Consider the following 16,776-nt stretch of genomic DNA (forward strand, 5'->3'; position numbering starts at 1 on the left):
CTAGATTTCACAGCCCCGAAAGACTGCCAATCAGTTCTAAAACCAAAAGAGCCAAATCACTAGCAAAAAAACTCAACTAGCATTCAAAACAACACCCGACAACAATCACCACAAGCGGATGACCGATACATCGAATGCTTTCACCAAATCAAAAATTCGGCACTGACATTCATCGACACACTGTTGAGTTCTCAAAGAACACGCACACACCACACAACCAAGAAACCGTAATCTCAAGGTGTCTGGGGCAACCGTTCCAGCCTAACGAATCCGTCCGACCGAGTCAAGAACTCGATTTTCGGAACCCACCCGGGACGCGCACAACCAACTGCACTCGTTCCTGGGATTTTCAGTTCGAACTTCGTCCAACCTCGTGTCCCGCACCTCTCGGTCCGGGTCGGTGTCCGTGTCGCTCTGACTTGGACAAAGTTACGCGGCGGAAAACAACGCGTCAAATCCGCAGGTCGCTGCTCGGACAGTGCGGTAAACACCGAGGTGAACGGCCTGACTGATGCCGTATACCCAGCAGTCAGGCCGAATCACACGTTTGTGACTCGCGCCACCTCGACGTCCGACTCGGTCACTGCACTCGAACTCCCGCAAAGTTTCGCTTGCCCCTCCGTATGACCAGCCAGCTGCCGTGCAGCAGGTCCTCGGTCGACGGAGTCCAGGCTTCGTCCGCGATCTTCTGATTGTTGACCGAAGCGCCACCTTCCTTCACCGCACGACGTGCAGCCCCTTTGCTCTCGCTCAACCCGGTTGCGACGAGCAGGTCCACGATGGTCGACGCCTCCCCCGCCTTCAGTTCGACCACGGACGTCTCGCGAAGTGCCGCAGCGAGCGTGGCCTCGTCGAGCTCACGCAGCTCGGCCCGCCCGAACAGCGCCTGACTGGCGAATTCGACCGAGCGTGTGTTGTCCTCTCCGTGTACCAACGTCGTCATCTCCGACGCCAACCGCTTCTGCGCTTCACGCGCATGCGGACGTTCGCGGGTGGCGTCCTCCAACTCCGCGAGCTCCTCTTTACCGAGGAACGTGAACCACCGCAGGTACTTGACGACATCGGCGTCGCCGGTGTTCACGAAGTACTGGTACCAGGCGTACGGGCTCGTCATCTCCGGATCGAGCCACAAACTTCCCCCGCCGGTGGACTTGCCGAACTTCTTACCGTCCGCGGAGGTCACCAGGGGCACCGTCAACGCGTGGACCGACTCCGCGTCGGTGCGTCGGTTCAGTTCGACGCCGGCGATGATGTTGCCCCACTGATCCGATCCACCGATCTGCAGTGTGCAACCGTGCTGACGCCGGAGCTGTACGTAGTCGTTGGCCTGCAGCAGCATGTAGCTGAATTCCGTGTACGACATACCGTCCCCTTCGAGACGAGTCTTCACGGTGTCCCTCGCCAGCATGACGTTCACCGAGAAGTGTTTCCCGATGTCGCGCAGGAAGTCGATTGCACTCAGCTCACCGGTCCACGAGAGGTTGTTCTCCACGATCGCGCCTGTCGGAGAGTCCTCGAATTCGACGAAGCGTTCGAGTTGTCCGCGGATGCGGTCTGCCCACTCACGAACGGTGTCCGAGGAGTTCATCGTGCGTTCGCCGACGTCGCGCGGATCTCCGATGAGACCCGTTGCGCCGCCCGCGAGGACGATCGGACGATGGCCTGCCCGCTGAAAACGCTTCAACGCCAGCAGTGGCACCAGATGGCCGGCGTGCAGGCTCGGGCCGGTCGGATCGAAGCCCGCATACAGAGTGATGGGCCCGCCGGACGTCGCCTTGGTCAATTCGTCCACGTCCGTGGACTGCGCTATCAAGCCGCGCCAGGTCAGTTCGTCGATGATGTTCTCACTCACCCCTCGATCCTCCCGCATACGTCCGCCGGCGCGTTCTTCAGCCCTACGCTTCGGCTACCCGAGCTGCGCGCGGGCTGCGCCGGTAGTTCGAGACCGACGGCGAGTTCTGTATCCAGAACCGCCAGGGCCGGTCAGCGGCGGTACTCACTCCCACGCGGGGCCCGGTCGAGATCTCCTGCGCAGTATCTCGAATACCCGGGCCGCTCAGCGTGATCCCGGACGACCGGTCGAGTAGGTCGGTTCCGTTGTCGGCGAGCGCCACCGCCAGCGCCGATCCGAGATTTCCTGGTCCACTGGCCATTCGTTCGTCACTGATTCGGGGCCCACGTCGAGAGGAGGCGAGTCCGATACCACTCGTCACCTCCCCCGCCCGTAGAAGCACTGCTGCCGCTTCACCCTCCGGTCCGCACGTCACATTCATGCACAGGTGCATCCCGTAGCTCAGGTACACGTACAAATGGCCTGCCCGCCCGAACATGACTGTGTTTCGCGGGGTGAGACCTCGGAAGGAATGCGCAGCCGGATCGGGCCACGGACCGTCGTCCGGACCGCCGTACGCCTCGGTTTCGACGATTCGCACGCTCACCTCACCTGCCGACACGGTGGCACCGAGCAACGCACGTGCCGCGGCCGTCGGGTTCCCGGTGAGGGCTGCGATATCCACACCGAAGATCATGCCGCCTCTTGACCGAGGCCCGCTTGCAGGGCTATAAATTCATCAGTGGATGAAATCATCGAAGGATGAATTCTTGGGAGGGCCCCATGGCACAGCCAGCGGATCACGCAGTCGTCGTCGAGAACCTCACCGTCCGCCGAGGAAAACGAACGGTGCTGGAGCGGGTCGGCCTCACCATTCCCCGTGGAACCATCACCGGCCTTCTCGGACCGTCCGGCTGCGGGAAGACAACTCTCATGCGGTCGATCGTCGGCACCCAGATCATCGAGGACGGAACGGTGACGGTGCTCGGCAGCCCTGCGGGATCGAAAGATCTCCGTGCCAAGGTCGGATACGTCACGCAGGCTCCCAGCGTCTACCGAGACTTGACCGTCTCTGAGAATGTCGCGTACTTCGCCGCGTTGTACGGCCGAGGAAAGTCTGCCGTCACGTCGGCCATCGAGTCGGTCGGCCTCGGCGACCATGCGTCGTCGCTCACCGGCGAGTTGTCCGGTGGCCAGCTGAGTCGTGTCTCGCTTGCCAGCGCGTTGGTGGCAGAACCGGAGGTCCTGGTACTCGACGAACCCACGGTCGGACTCGACCCGGTGCTTCGGTCCGAGCTGTGGGAACGGTTCGCCCACATCGCCGCCTCGGGAACGACCATCCTCGTCTCGAGCCACGTCATGGAAGAGGCCGAACACTGCAGCGCGTTGCTGCTCATGCGGAACGGTGCGGTGATCGCGCAGCTCAGCCCGGACGAGCTGCTTGCGCGTACCGACGAAACGAACCTCGAGCATGCGTTCCTGACCCTCATCAGGACCACCGAAAAGCTGGAGAAGGCATCATGACCATGCAGATCTACGGTGCGGGAACCGGGCGAATACTGCGTCAACTGCGCGCCGACCGACGCACCGTCGCAATGATCCTGCTCGTGCCGTCGCTCCTGATGGCACTTCTGTACTTCCTGTACGACGACGTCCCCACCGCACCGGGCACGGTGCCGCTGTTCGACAGGATCGCCGTCACCATGCTCGGTATCCTGCCGTTCGTCGTGATGTTTCTGATCACGTCGATCGCGATGCAGCGAGAACGTAGCTCCGGAACACTCGAACGGCTCCTGACGACCCCGATGTCGAAGTTGGACCTCCTGGCGAGCTACGCGACGGCGTTCTCCGTCGCGGCCGTTCTTCAAGCCGCGCTCGCATGCGCAGTCGCATTCGGTCTGCTCGACCTCACCACTGCGGGACCGGTGGTCTGGGTGTTGGTCATCGCAGTTCTCAACGCGATTCTCGGTGTTGCGATCGGACTGCTGTGCAGTGCCTTCGCCCGAACGGAGTTCCAGGCCGTGCAATTCATGCCGGTCGTCGTCGTACCTCAGTTGTTCCTGTGCGGCCTGCTGGTGCCGCGCGAGCAGATGCCCGATTGGTTACACGCGATCAGCAACGCGCTGCCACTGAGTTATGCCGTCGACGCGCTGCAGCAGATCTCGCTCCATCCTGCCTTCACCGGACGCATGGGAGTCGACATCGCCGTCGTCGCGGGTTTCACCGTCGTGGCGCTGTGCGCGGGGGCTGCAACGCTACGCAGGCGCACCCCGTGACCGATGTCGCCGCCTCGACCCCGGGCACAGTGGACGACATGGTTGCACCAACACGTTCCGGCCGACGCCCCGGTCGGTCCGGCACGAAGGAGTCGATACTCTCCGTTGCTCGTACGCTGTTCGCGGACAAGGGCTTCGACAAGACATCGGTGCGCGCGATCGCCGCCGAGGTGGGCGTCGACGCAGCACTGGTCCATCACTACTTCGGCACCAAGCGCCAACTTTTCGTCGCCGCGATCGCATTACCGGTAGATCCGACGAAGATCCTCGACACCATTTCGGCGGCGAGAAAGGAGGATCTCGGCCGGTCCCTCGTCAGCTCTGTCCTGCGTGTGTGGGAGTCCGACAACGGCGAAGCACTCGTCGCGGCGTTCCGATCGATGATCGCCACCGGTGATACAAGCCTGCTCAGCACGTTCCTCATGCAGGTCGTGCTGCGCGACATCGCCGCGCGGGTCGACGAGCCCGCAGGGTCTGCTCCCGAACGCGTCAATCTGGTGGCGTCACAGATGTCCGGGCTGCTGCTGACTCGGCACGTTCTCAAGCTGGAACCGATTGCCTCGATGCCGGCCGACCGCGTCGTGGAATCGATTGCACCGACTCTGCAGCGTTATCTGACCGGGCCACTTCCCGGGTACTAGGCGGACTGCGCGCGGCTCAGGATCGACTCGTGCTCGGCATCGTCGACATCGCGTGCCTCATCGACGAGCAGGACGGGGATCCCGTTCTCGATGGGGTAGGCCCGGCGCAACCGTGGATTGTAGAGCAACTCGTCCTCGATCAACAGAAGAGGCCCCTTGTCCACCGGGCATGCGAGAATGCTGAGAAGTGTTCGATCGATGGCCACTGATGTCCTTTTCTCGGTGTTCTCGACTTCCGTCCGGGAAGTCCGTTCGCCCAACCTACCGAACTGCGAGGGCCCGGCGGTGCAGCTACCCGTCGCTCGTGCCGAGCGTCGGCGTGAACCGCTCCGCGACAACCGCTTTGGTCAGCCTGCGGTACGCCCCCGCTTCGGCGTCGTAGAACCAGGTCCTCGAACTCGGCGTCGGGATGCCCAGCTTCTGCAGATCCGACGCCCGCGGCCGGTACGCCCTCCCCAGAGGAATTCGATCGACGACGTGGACGATGTCCGGCCGCTGGGATGGAAGCAGCACCGCCACCGCATCGGTGACCGTCCTCGCCGACAACGACGTGTTCCCGCGCACGGAGATGCCGCACACCGCGATCTCGTCCGCTCCGTAATCGAAGCGGCGTGAGGGCGATCTGCCCGCGGCGGACTCGACACCGTAGACGACGACCGACTCGACGTCGTCCACCTCACCGAACGCGTCGATGATCGGCTGGGTGAACACCGGACCTCGTGCGGCCTTCACGACGGTGTCCTTGCGATCGACGAGCCAGTAGTCGCCGTCCTCGTCGCGTCGGAAAAGATTCTCGGTGGGAACCCACGAGTCCCCCGGCTCGAAGACGCCGCGCATGAGTGGGCTCGTCACTTCTCCGTCGCTTCCCGGACGGCCGAGGAGCAAACCGATCTCGTTGTCCTTGCACACCCGAACGAAACCGTTCTCGTCCTCGTCGAGTCGCCCGGTCAGAGGGTCGTACGCCGCCAGTGCCACACGCGCACTGCCCGGGAGCGGACGCCCTTTGGATCCGATCTTCGTACCCGCGACGTTCGCCAGAATGACGTCGTTCTCGGTGGACGCGTAGAACTCGAGAACACGCGCGGGAGCGAATCTCTCCAACGTGCGCTTCCACAGTCCGACCGGCATACCCGATCCGATGAACAGTCGAACCGGATGGCTTCGGTCGAGGTCGAGGTTGTCGTCGTCGAGAATTGCCTGCATCATCGCCCACGTGTAGCTGATGACGGTCACGCCGTAGCGTGCCACCTCGCCGGCGAACCGGGTCGGGTCGAGACCGCGAGACAGGGCGATACGTGATCCGCCTGCGAGTGCTCCCCCGACACTGACGAGTAGACCCGCCGAATGATGAAGCGGAGCAAGGCAATACACTGTGTCACCGGCACCGAGCGCGGCAGCCGTCGCCGTTCCGTACGCGGACAGCGCCCATCGGTGGTTGGTGATGAACCGAGGTTCCAGGCCCCGATCGGTTGCGGTGAACATGACGAGCGCAAGTTCGCGCGCACGTCCCGGATCGGGCTCGAACCACGCAGGCAGACGAACCGAGAGCGGGTCGATCGCCTCGAGGTCGACGACGTCCGAGCCCTCCGGAACGTCGAGCTCACGTGCGTCACCACCACCGAGGACCAGCACGTTGGCCGCGAGATGCGTTGCCGTCTGCACATTTTCCGGGTCAGCGATCACAGTGTCGACGTCGACTGCGCGCAGAGCGCTGTCGAGATCTCCACCGGGTGGCAGCAGAACGGCGACTGCGCCGATACGCGACAGTGCCGCGATCGCCGCCAACGCGCTCGGCCGAGTCTCCATCAGCACACCGATACGCGCCGACGGACGAACCCCCGACACGATCAATCCTCGGACGACGTTGTCGATCCGTGCGTTGACTGCCTCGTACGTGTGCACCCGATCGTCGAACAGGAAGCATTCTCCGGCAGGCGATCTGCGGCCCTGCTCGGCCAACAACCGCCCGAGCGAGACCGTCGTGTGCGGCTGCATCTGGCCGAGCCTGGCCAATCTCGGCAACGTACGCACGGCCTCGGTCGACATCTCGCGTGTGCCGCGCACCGCGCCGGTGGCCGCCGCCGCCAAGCCCCGGCCGACGCCGACGCCGACCTCGGCGATGGATGCCGCGGTATGGATCAGCCTGTTGCTCACCGAGACACCGCTCTCGGTGTCCGGGTGCTCGTCGTACGTCATCTCGTGCGCGTTCTCCGGCTCTTCGCCGAGCCCTTCACGCCACAGAATCCATTCACCCGTCGTCGGCCACGTCTGCGACGCCGCGGTACTGCCGACCACCAGCCCGAAATGACCTGCACGCAACGTCGTCTCGTAGATCTCGGCACGAGGCGCGGCCCGCCGGATACCGCGTACGGCCAACGGCTGGCCAATGTCGTCGACCTCCCCGACGAACGCCAGAACCGGAACCGTCAGATCGGACAACGTCAGCAGACGATCCTTGATGACGAATCCGCCCGTCATCATCCGGTTGTGTACGACGAATTGCTTGAGCAGCTCGGCGACCGCCGGCCCGGACCAGGCGACCCACCCGTCGAGCGCGAGGAACCGCCGTTGAGGTTCACGAGGAAGCAATGCCTCGCGGTCGTGCAGTTGGCGAAGGAAATCCAGACGCGAGCGGACCGTTTTCGCCGGATCGAGCAGTTGGAACCCCGTGCGCGCCATCCATCCCGACACAGCGAGCCGGGTGAAAACGTGATCGGCCAGGAACTCGGCTCCGCGAGTGGCCACACCGGCGGGAATTCCGAGCGGCAGCGCGGCCAGGGTGTCGACCGGCGCACCGAACGTGATCAGGCTCGCCAGATTTCGCCCTCCCCGGTACGCCGCAGCCTGGTAGCAGAACATGCCACCTTGCGAATAACCTCCGAGATGCACGTCACGACCGGTGTGTTCGTGGACCTTGTCGATGACTTCGCTGATGGCGACGACATGATCGGCCAGCGTCCGGCCCCAACCGCCCTCCTCGGTATCGGGAGAGCCGAAATCGACGACCCACGGATCGAGACCCATGCGGTGCAGAATTCCCACGGCACCCTGATCGGTCGTCACGTCGTACACGTCCGCTGACACCATCATCGGCGGAACGAGTACAACGGGCGGCTTCGATTCGTGCTCCGACTCGTCGGAGAAATAGCGCCGCAATCGGTACATCGGCTCACGGTCGACGACCTTGAACGGGGACGGATCGACCTCGGTCTCCAGGCCACCCAACCGGATGACCTCCAGACCGTTCTGTGCAGTCGCGATCGCTCGCCGCAACGGCCCTCGGACCGCATCTGCATTCAGTCCCACCACTGTCAACTCCTGCATTGGACAAGGCGACCCGTCCGCCCACTCAGTACGTAGGTCGAAGCCTCTCACACACCACGAATCCAAATCCGGCGTGTGTGACTTTTTGTGCGTCAGTTCGGCACGAATTCCGTCTCCACCCATCCCCGCAGCCGTTGGGCGGTCTCCCGAACTCCACCCAGCTGCTTGGCAACCTGCACCGCCGCAGTGCCGCCCCGCGAATCCCGCGACGAGATGGAACCTTCGACGGTGAGAACCTCGCGTACGGCCGGCGTCAGCGCCGTGTCGACCGATGCAAGTTCGGCGTCGGTCAGCTCGTCCAGTCCCACGCCTCTCGCCTCCGCGATCCGCACACACGCGCCTGCTGCTTCGTGCGCGACGCGGAACGGCGTGCCCTGCCGGACCATCCACTCCGCGATGTCCGTCGCGAGCGTGAAACCTGCAGGCGCGAGTTCGGCCATGCGGTCGGTGTGGAACAGCAGCGTCGAGACCAACCCGGACAGAGCAGGCAGCAACAGTTCGAGCTGTGCGACCGAGTCGAATACCGGTTCCTTGTCCTCCTGCAGATCGCGGTTGTACGCGAGCGGCTGGGCCTTCAAGGTCGCCAGGAGCCCCGTCAGGTTTCCGATCAGACGCCCCGTCTTGCCCCGTGTCAGCTCTGCGACATCGGGGTTCTTCTTCTGCGGCATGATCGAGCTGCCGGTCGACCACGCATCGGCCAACGTGACGTAGCCGTACTCGGGCGTGCTCCAGGAGATGATCTCCTCGGCGAGGCGAGACAGGTCGACGGCCGTCATCGCCAGCACGAACGCGGCCTCGGCCGCGAAATCGCGCGAGGACGTCGCATCGATCGAGTTCTCGGCCGAGGAATCGAACCCGAGCTCGGCGGCGATCTTCTCCGGGCTCAGACCGAGCGAAGATCCCGCAAGAGCACCGGAACCGTACGGCGACACCGCTGCACGCCTGTCGAAGTCCTGGAACCGTTGAACGTCACGAAGCAACGGATGCGTGTGCGCCAGCAGGTGATGCGCGAGCAACACCGGCTGCGCAGCCTGCGAATGCGTCTTGCCCGGCATCACCGCGGCAGAATGCGATGCCGCCTGGGTAGCCAACGCGTCGACGACGTCGAGCACACCCGTCGACACCCGTCGGACCGCGTCGCGCAACCACATTCGAAAGAGGGTGGCCACCTGGTCGTTGCGTGAGCGGCCCGCGCGCAGCCGTCCACCGACTTCGGGCCCGACCCGATCGATCAAGCCGCGTTCGAGGGCACCGTGCACGTCCTCGTCGGAATCGGCAGCCACGAACGCACCTGAAGCGAGGTCGTCGGCCAAGCACGAGAGACCGTCGAGCATGGTTTCCAGGTCCTGCGCGGTGAGGAGTCCAGCGCTGTTCAGTACCCGTGCATGCGCCATCGACGCACGAATGTCGTAGGGCGCCAACACCCAGTCGAAATGCGTGGATTTGCTCAACGCCGCCATGGCCTCTGCGGGGCCGGTCGCGAACCGGCCGCCCCACAGAGAGCCCTCGTTGGTTCCCTGACTCACAAGCCGACATCCCGCTTGTGTGCGATCTTCGAGGACAGCCCGTGCAGCTGCACGAAGCCCTTGGCCGACGACTGATCGAAGGTGTCGCCCTCGTCGTAGGTCGCGAGGTTGAAGTCGTAGAGCGACTCACCACTGCGACGGCCGTTGACGTTGATCGTGCCCGCGTGCAGCGTGAGTCGAATCTCGCCGGACACGTGCTCCTGGGTGTGGGTGTTGAACGTGTCGAGGGCACCCTTGAGCGGTGAGTACCAGAGACCGTCGTACACCAACTCGGCCCACTTCTGGTCCGTGTGGCGCTTGTAGCGACCGAGCTCGCGCTCGAGTGTGACGTGCTCGAGCTCCTCGTGCGCACGGATCAGGACCATGGCGCCGGGAGCTTCGTAGATCTCGCGACTCTTGATACCGACGAGACGATCCTCGACGACGTCGAGGCGGCCGACACCCTGCGCACCCGCGCGGGTGTTGAGCTCCTGGATCGCTTCGAGGACCGAGACCGGGCGACCGTCGATGCTGACCGGGCGGCCCTTGTCGAATCCGATGATGAGCTCGTCGGGAGCGGTCCAGTTTGCCGTCGGGTCCTGCGTGTAGTCGTAGACGTCCTTGGTCGGCGCGTTCCACAGGTCCTCGAGGAACCCGGTCTCGACGGCGCGTCCCCATACGTTCTGGTCGATCGAGAACGGCGACTTCTTGCTGACGTTGATCGGGATCTTGTTCTCTTCGGCGAACGCGATCGCCTTCTCACGGGTCCAGGCGTAGTCCCGAACCGGCGCAAGCACGTCGAGCTCCGGCGCGAGCGTGTTGAAGCCGACCTCGAACCGAACCTGGTCGTTGCCCTTACCCGTGCAGCCGTGAGCGACGACGGTTCCGCCGTGCGATCGTGCTGCATCGACGAGGTGCTTGACGATCAACGGGCGGCTGATCGCCGACACCAGTGGGTACCGGTCCATGTAGAGGGCGTTGTTCTGAATGGTCGGCAGGCAGTACTCGTCCGCGAACTCGTCACGAGCATCGACGACGACGGCCTCGACGGCGCCACAGTCGATTGCTCGTTGACGCACGACCTCCATGTCCTCGCCGCCCTGACCGAGGTCGATGGCGACGGCGACGACCTCTTTGCCGGTCTCCTTGCCGATCCAACTGATGGCGACGGAGGTGTCCAATCCGCCCGAGTAGGCGAGAATGACGCGTTCGGCCATGGTGTGTGCGCTCCTTAATAGCTTTGTGTATGTCTTGTAATTCTTGCCTTCGACGGGACGGTCAATCCGCGCGTCTGGCCAGTCTTTCCATCTTGTCCGCCAGATCGCTTCCGGTGAGCGGCTCGCGGGCTATCACCAAAATGGTGTCATCCCCGGCGATGGTTCCGACAACCTCCCTCAGTGACGCACGATCGACCGCACTCGCGAGGTAGTGCGCAGCGCCGGGCGGTGTCCGCAGAACGGCGAGATTTCCGCTGAAATCGGTCGAGACCAGCAACTCGCCCAGCAGTCGCGTCAGGCGATCCGTTCCGCCTGACACACCCCGTACCGGGCTACCGTCCTCCGGGACCACGTACACCCCGACACCACCGTCCGCGGCACGGAGTTTCACGGCCCCGAGCTCGTCGAGATCGCGGGACAAGGTTGCCTGAGTGACGTCGATTCCCTCGACCGCGAGCAACGTTGCGAGTTCCGGCTGGCTACGCACCTGGTTGGTGGACAGCAGCGTCACGATGCGTGCCTGCCTCCCTGCCCTGGTCGATGCCGTCAACGGCGCCGACGACACCTCCTCGCTCACGGTCGTCGAGCCTGCTCTAGAAGCCATACCAGCAGAGCCTTCTGTGCGTGCAGACGGTTCTCGGCTTCGTCGAGCACCACACTCTGCGGGCCGTCGAGCACCTCGTCGGTGATCTCCTCGCCGCGGTGCGCGGGCAGGCAGTGCAATACGACCGCATCCGACTTGGCTTTCGACAGCAGATCGGTGTCGATGCGGTACGGCCGGAAAGGCGCCACTCGATCGAGCCCGTCGTTCTCCTGGCCCATCGACGTCCACGAATCCGTCACCAGTGCATCGGCGCCGGTCGCTGCCTCGTACGGATCCTCGGTGATCGTGATCTTCGCGCCCGTCTGCTCGGCGCGGGCTCGGGCTGCCTCGACCACGAACGCCAGGGGTGCGAACTCCTTCGGCGCCGCGATAGTCACGTTGATGCCTGCCGTCACCCCGCCGAGGAGCAACGAATGCGCCATGTTGTTGGCGCCGTCGCCGAAGTACGCGAGCTCGAGTCCCTGCAGATTGCCCTTCTGCTCGACGAGTGTCTGCAGATCCGCCAGAACCTGGCACGGATGGAACTCGTTGGACAGTGCGTTGACGATGGGAACCGCGGCGCCTGTCGCCATCTGCTCCAGCCGCTTCTGCCCGAACGTGCGCCACACGACTGCATCGACGTAGCGCGAGAGCACCCGTCCGGTGTCCTGCAGCGTCTCCTCGCGTCCCAACTGTGTGCTCTGACCGTCCACTACCACCGCGTGGCCACCGAGCTGGGCGATCCCGACCTCGAACGAGAATCGCGTACGCGTCGAATTCTTCTCGAAGATCACCCCGACCCCCTTGGGGCCCTCGAGTGGGCGTTTCGAGAACGGTGCGCGCTTGATCTCGGCGGCGAGGGCGAGGACCTCGCCCTGTTGCTGCGGAGTCAGATCGTCGTCCCGCAGGAAGTGCTTGAGTGCCATCGGGCTACTCCGTTTCGTCTGCTGTGTCGAGAATGGCTGGCAATGCCGCGACGAACGACGCCGCCTGCTCCTCGGTGAGGACGAGCGGCGGGGCTATGCGTAGAACGTCGGGCTGAGCGGCATTGATCAGGAAACCGGAATCACGAGCCACGGCTTCGGCTTTGGCGGCAATGGCCTTGGTGAGGACAACACCGAGCAGAAGACCGGATCCGCGAACGTGATCCACGAGTGGGTGATCGAGTTCTTCGATCGAGTGAGTGATGACCTTGCCGAGCCGGTCGGCATGGGAGATCAAATCGTCGTCGGCGATCGTCTTCAGGACAGCAAGGGCTGCGGACGCGCACACCGGGTTACCGCCGAATGTTGTTCCGTGTTTGCCTGGGTGCAAAAGCTTTCCGGCTTCGCCGATACCGATGCATGCTCCGATCGGCAGGCCGCCGCCCAACCCTTTCGCGAGCGTGATGACGTCGGGCACGATACCGACGGATTGGTGCGCGTAGAACCAGCCGGTGCGGCCGATGCCTGTCTGCACCTCGTCGAGAATCAGCAGAGCCCCGTGCCGTGCCGTGATCTCCCGCGCCTTCACCAGGTAACCGTCGGGAGGGACGACAACACCGCCCTCGCCCATGATCGGTTCGAGAAACACTGCGGCGGTGTCGGAATCGACTGCAGCCTCGAGCGCAGCGACGTCACCGTACGGCACGTGCTGCACACCGGCAGGCATCGGTTCGAACGGCGCGCGCTTGTCCTCCTGGCCGGTGAGCGCCAGTGCGCCCATCGTCCTTCCGTGGAAGGCCTTTTCGGCCGCGATGATCTTCGGCCGCCCGGTCAGTCGGGCGATCTTGAACGCCGCTTCGTTCGCTTCGGTGCCGGAGTTGCACAGGAACACGCGTCCATGCGTGTCGGCACCGAGATGGGACAGCAACTGCTCCGCGAGCGCGATACCGGGTTCGGTCGCATACAGATTCGACGTGTGCCCGAGCGTCGAGAGCTGCGTGGTCACGGCCTCGATCACGGCCGGATGTGCATGGCCGAGGATGTTGACCGCGATGCCGGCCAACAGATCCAGATAGTCCTTGCCGTCTGCATCGGTCACGACGGCTCCACTGCCGCGCACCAGAGCCACTCGCGGGACACCGTAGTTGTCCATCAACGAGTTGGACCAGCGGGCCTGGAGGTCCGATGTGTTGTTCATGAAAGGCCTCCCTTGTCGACGTTCTTGGTGGACACCATCGTGCCGATTCCTTCGCCGGTGAACAGCTCGACCAGTACCGAATGCGGTATTCGTCCATCGATCACGTGCGCCGACGGCACCCCGCCCAGCACGGCACGCAAGCAGGCTTCCATCTTGGGAACCATGCCTGCATCGAGTGACGGCAGCAGCGCGGCCAACGCGTCGGGATCGATTTCCGATGTCAGCGACGATCGGTCGGGCCAATTGGTGTACAGGCCTTCGACATCGGTGAGCACGACGAGCTTCTCGGCGCCGATCGCTTCGGCGAGCGCAGCCGCAGCGGTGTCGGCATTGATGTTGTGTACGACGCCGTCCGCATCCGGCGCGATGGTCGAGACCACCGGAATGCGTCCTGCCGCAATGAGATCCAGGACCGCGTCGGGGTTGACCGAGGTGACGTCGCCGACGAGGCCGATATCGGTCGGTTCACCGTCGACCATGACCGTGCGCTTCGACGCGGTGAACAGATGCGCGTCCTCGCCCGAGATTCCAACCGCATACGGACCGTGACTGTTGATCAGGCCCACCAGTTCTCGGCCCACCTGACCGAACAGCACCATGCGGACGACGTCCATGACCTCCGGCGTCGTGACGCGGAAGCCGCCTCGGAATTCGCCCGTCATGCCGAGCCGGGAGAGCATCGCCGTGATCTGCGGCCCTCCCCCGTGTACGACGACCGGATGAATCCCGGTGGTACGCAGGAACACCATGTCCTCTGCGAATGCACGCTTGAGCTCGTCGTCCACCATGGCGTTGCCACCGTATTTGACGACGACGATCTTGCCGTGGAATTTCTGCAGCCACGGAAGCGCACCGGCGAGCGTGTGCGCCTTCTGCGTGGCCGTCAACTCGGTGGCGGTCACGACGAGTAAGCCGAGTTCTCTTCGACGTACGCGTGCGACAGATCGGTCGTCCTGATGGACACGGATGCATCACCGAGACCGAGGTCGATGGTGACCTCGATGTCCACTCCGGTCAGGTCGACATCCCTGGCACCCGGCGCGCCGACACCGTCGACGCACACCGGACTTCCGTTGAAGGACACCGCGATCAGATCGGGATTCAACTCGATCGGCGCGATACCGATGGCAGCGAGCACGCGCCCCCAGTTGGGGTCGGAACCGAACAGCGCCGTCTTCACGAGACTGTCGCGAGCAACGGTCCTCGCCCCGACCAATGCGTCGTCCTCCGACGCCGCGCCCGAGACCGTGATCTTGACACGCTTGGTGACACCCTCCGCATCGGCCATCATCTGGTCGGCGAGGTCATCGCAGACAGCCAGAACGGCTGCGTTCAGCGCTTCCTGGGTGGGTGTGACCCCGCTTGCGCCCGACGACAACAGCAATACCGTGTCGTTGGTCGACGTAGCTCCGTCGACGTCGAGCCGGTCGTAGGACAACCTCGTCGCCGCACGCAACGCCTCGTCCAACTGCGATGCCGTCGCAACCGCGTCGGTGGTGATCACACTCAGCATCGTCGCCAGTGACGGCGCCAGCATGCCTGCGCCCTTTGCCATCCCGCCGACATTCCACTTGTCGAGATGATGAAACGCAGCTTGTTTGGGGACGGTGTCGGTCGTCATGATGGCGTACGCCGCGTCCGTTCCGCCCGAGATGCCGCCCGCCAGTTCGTGGACGACCTCCGTGACACCGGGAATGAGCTTGTCCATCGGCAACCGGTCACCGATCAAACCCGTCGAGCACACGGCGACCTCGATCGCGCCGGTCTCGGTGCCCCAGTTGCTCAGTGCCCGTGCGACTTCCTCGGCCGTCGCGTGGGTGTCCTGGAATCCGGGCGCGCCCGTACACGCATTCGCGCCGCCGGAGTTCAGGACGACCGCGCGCAATGCCCCGGTACTCAGAACCTGCTGCGACCACAGCACGGGCGCAGCTTTTACCTTGTTGAGCGTGAACACGCCCGCCGCAGTGGTATCGGGGCCCTCGTTGAAGACGAGAGCAAGATCAGGCTTACCACTGGCCTTGATACCGGCCGCGATGCCGGCGCCGCGGAAACCAGCAGGCGCCGTGACGCCCTGAGTACGGACGAGCTTGCCCGGCGCAGGATGTGCCTCGGTGGCGCTGGTCACGGTGCGACTCCTACTGTCGAGAGACCGTCGGTCTCGGGGATTCCCAGGGCAAGGTTCATCGATTGCACTGCGGCGCCCGCAGTTCCCTTGGTCAGATTGTCGATCGCAGCAACGACGACCAACAGACCGGCACCCTCGTCCACCGAGACGCTGAGTTGTACGGCGTTCGAGCCGATGACCGCCCCCGTCTGAGGCAACCGTCCGGCCCCGAGAACGTGGACGAACGGTTCGGCCGCATACGCCTTCTCGTACACCTCGGTGGCCTGCTCCTGCGTCGCCGTGGTGATCGCGGTGCACGTCGCCAGGATTCCGCGAGGCATCGGCGCGAGCACCGGGGTGAACGACACCGTCACCGGCTCGGGTGAGAGTGCCGACAGATTCTGCACGATCTCAGGGGTGTGCCGATGTGCACCCGCGACTGCATACGCCCGCACCGACCCCATCACCTCGGACCCGAGAAGGTCCGCCTTGGGTGCGCGACCCGCGCCCGACGTGCCGCTGACCGCGACGACGTTGACCCGAGGCTCGATGATTCCTGCAGCGACGGCCGGAGCCAGCGCCAGCGACGAGACGGTCGGATAGCAACCGGGCACCGCGATCCGGGTGGCGCCGATCAGCTTCTCCCGGTTACCGGGCAACTCGGGCAGACCATACGGCCACGTGCCCGCATGCGGCGACTTGTAGTACTTCTCCCACGCCGACGCGTCGGACAACCGGAAGTCGGCGCCGCAGTCGATGATGACGACAGACTCGGGCAGTTGCTGCGCGATCTCGGCGGACTTGCCGTGCGGAAGACCGAGAAAGACGACGTCGTGTCCGGTCAGTTCGCCGAGAGTGGTCTCGGCAAGAACTCGGTCGGCCAGCGGGAGGAGGTGTGGATGAAATTCACCGAGTGTCGCTCCGGCGTTTCCGCCTGCGGTCAGCGATCCGATCACCAGTCGACCCGACGCCACTGCCGGGTGCCCGAGCAACAGTCGCAGAATCTCGCCGCCTGCATATCCGCTTGCCCCCGCAACGGCGATCCGCAGCGGCGACGTCTCCGAAATGTCCATACGACTGATTATGCATCATCATGCAAGCTCATTCATACGCGGCCCCCGGCGCGGATCTTCACCCTCGCGCAAACGCACGTGCATTTGCGTGCCAGCTGGGG

Annotated in this window: 15 protein-coding genes; 3 read left to right on the forward strand and 12 right to left on the reverse strand. The window is 64.2% G+C overall.

The genetic code is table 11. The annotated features are described in order from the left end of the window. Window positions 1-580: 580 nt before the first annotated feature. Together tyrS and RY1_RS28980 are read right to left on the reverse strand one after the other, a co-directional pair. On the reverse strand, window positions 581-1,852 hold the full coding sequence (tyrS, locus tag RY1_RS28975) for a tyrosine--tRNA ligase (protein WP_072807505.1): 1,272 nt from the start codon (window positions 1,850-1,852) through the stop codon (window positions 581-583). A gap of 43 nt (window positions 1,853-1,895) precedes the next feature. Continuing rightward, on the reverse strand, window positions 1,896-2,528 hold the full coding sequence (locus RY1_RS28980) for a DNA-3-methyladenine glycosylase (protein WP_084727969.1): 633 nt from the start codon (window positions 2,526-2,528) through the stop codon (window positions 1,896-1,898). A gap of 86 nt (window positions 2,529-2,614) precedes the next feature. Between RY1_RS28980 and RY1_RS28985 the strand changes: the two genes are divergently transcribed. The 3 genes from RY1_RS28985 to RY1_RS28995 are packed head-to-tail and all read left to right on the forward strand — an operon-like array spanning window position 2,615 to window position 4,748. Continuing rightward, window positions 2,615-3,355 (forward strand): ABC transporter ATP-binding protein, encoded by a 741-nt coding sequence (locus RY1_RS28985; protein ID WP_072807506.1) that lies wholly within the window; start codon window positions 2,615-2,617, stop codon window positions 3,353-3,355. Continuing rightward, complete coding sequence (locus tag RY1_RS28990) at window positions 3,352-4,107, forward strand: ABC transporter permease (RefSeq protein WP_072807507.1); 756 nt, start codon at window positions 3,352-3,354, stop codon at window positions 4,105-4,107. The genes RY1_RS28985 and RY1_RS28990 overlap by 4 nt, the downstream gene beginning before the upstream one ends. Window positions 4,108-4,145: 38 nt before the next feature. After that, window positions 4,146-4,748 (forward strand): TetR/AcrR family transcriptional regulator, encoded by a 603-nt coding sequence (locus tag RY1_RS28995; RefSeq protein ID WP_072807518.1) that lies wholly within the window; start codon window positions 4,146-4,148, stop codon window positions 4,746-4,748. Here RY1_RS28995 and RY1_RS29000 read toward each other — a convergent pair. The 10 genes from RY1_RS29000 to argC all read right to left on the reverse strand — a co-directional run bounded on the left by RY1_RS29000 (window position 4,745) and on the right by argC (window position 16,675). Beyond that, complete coding sequence (locus RY1_RS29000) at window positions 4,745-4,954, reverse strand: Trm112 family protein (RefSeq protein WP_072807508.1); 210 nt, start codon at window positions 4,952-4,954, stop codon at window positions 4,745-4,747. The genes RY1_RS28995 and RY1_RS29000 overlap by 4 nt on opposite strands. Before the next feature lie 85 nt (window positions 4,955-5,039). Further along, window positions 5,040-8,072, reverse strand: coding sequence for an AMP-binding protein (locus RY1_RS29005; RefSeq protein ID WP_174565499.1), 3,033 nt, complete (start codon window positions 8,070-8,072; stop codon window positions 5,040-5,042). Between the two features lie 92 nt (window positions 8,073-8,164). Beyond that, a complete protein-coding gene (gene argH, locus RY1_RS29010) occupies window positions 8,165-9,598 on the reverse strand; it encodes an argininosuccinate lyase (RefSeq protein ID WP_072807509.1) in 1,434 nt (477 codons plus the stop codon). Then, the gene (locus RY1_RS29015) at window positions 9,595-10,794 is read right to left on the reverse strand and encodes an argininosuccinate synthase (RefSeq protein ID WP_072807510.1); all 1,200 of its coding nucleotides are present in this window, start codon (window positions 10,792-10,794) and stop codon (window positions 9,595-9,597) included. The genes argH and RY1_RS29015 overlap by 4 nt, the downstream gene beginning before the upstream one ends. Before the next feature lie 61 nt (window positions 10,795-10,855). Beyond that, window positions 10,856-11,398, reverse strand: coding sequence for an arginine repressor (locus RY1_RS29020; protein ID WP_072807511.1), 543 nt, complete (start codon window positions 11,396-11,398; stop codon window positions 10,856-10,858). Further along, entirely contained in the window at window positions 11,368-12,303 is a 936-nt protein-coding gene (gene argF, locus RY1_RS29025) for an ornithine carbamoyltransferase (protein ID WP_072807512.1), read from the reverse strand. The genes RY1_RS29020 and argF overlap by 31 nt, the downstream gene beginning before the upstream one ends. Before the next feature lie 4 nt (window positions 12,304-12,307). Beyond that, window positions 12,308-13,498 (reverse strand): acetylornithine transaminase, encoded by a 1,191-nt coding sequence (locus RY1_RS29030; protein WP_072807513.1) that lies wholly within the window; start codon window positions 13,496-13,498, stop codon window positions 12,308-12,310. After that, on the reverse strand, window positions 13,495-14,400 hold the full coding sequence (argB, locus tag RY1_RS29035) for an acetylglutamate kinase (protein WP_072807514.1): 906 nt from the start codon (window positions 14,398-14,400) through the stop codon (window positions 13,495-13,497). Before argB ends, RY1_RS29030 begins: the two co-directional genes overlap by 4 nt. Continuing rightward, on the reverse strand, window positions 14,397-15,623 hold the full coding sequence (gene argJ, locus RY1_RS29040; protein ID WP_072807515.1) for a bifunctional glutamate N-acetyltransferase/amino-acid acetyltransferase ArgJ: 1,227 nt from the start codon (window positions 15,621-15,623) through the stop codon (window positions 14,397-14,399). The genes argB and argJ overlap by 4 nt, the downstream gene beginning before the upstream one ends. Next, window positions 15,620-16,675, reverse strand: coding sequence for an N-acetyl-gamma-glutamyl-phosphate reductase (gene argC, locus RY1_RS29045; protein WP_072807516.1), 1,056 nt, complete (start codon window positions 16,673-16,675; stop codon window positions 15,620-15,622). The genes argJ and argC overlap by 4 nt, the downstream gene beginning before the upstream one ends. Window positions 16,676-16,776 lie beyond the last annotated feature (101 nt).

It is taken from the genome of Rhodococcus yunnanensis NBRC 103083 (assembly GCF_001895005.1).
GTDB lineage: Bacteria > Actinomycetota > Actinomycetes > Mycobacteriales > Mycobacteriaceae > Rhodococcoides > Rhodococcoides yunnanense.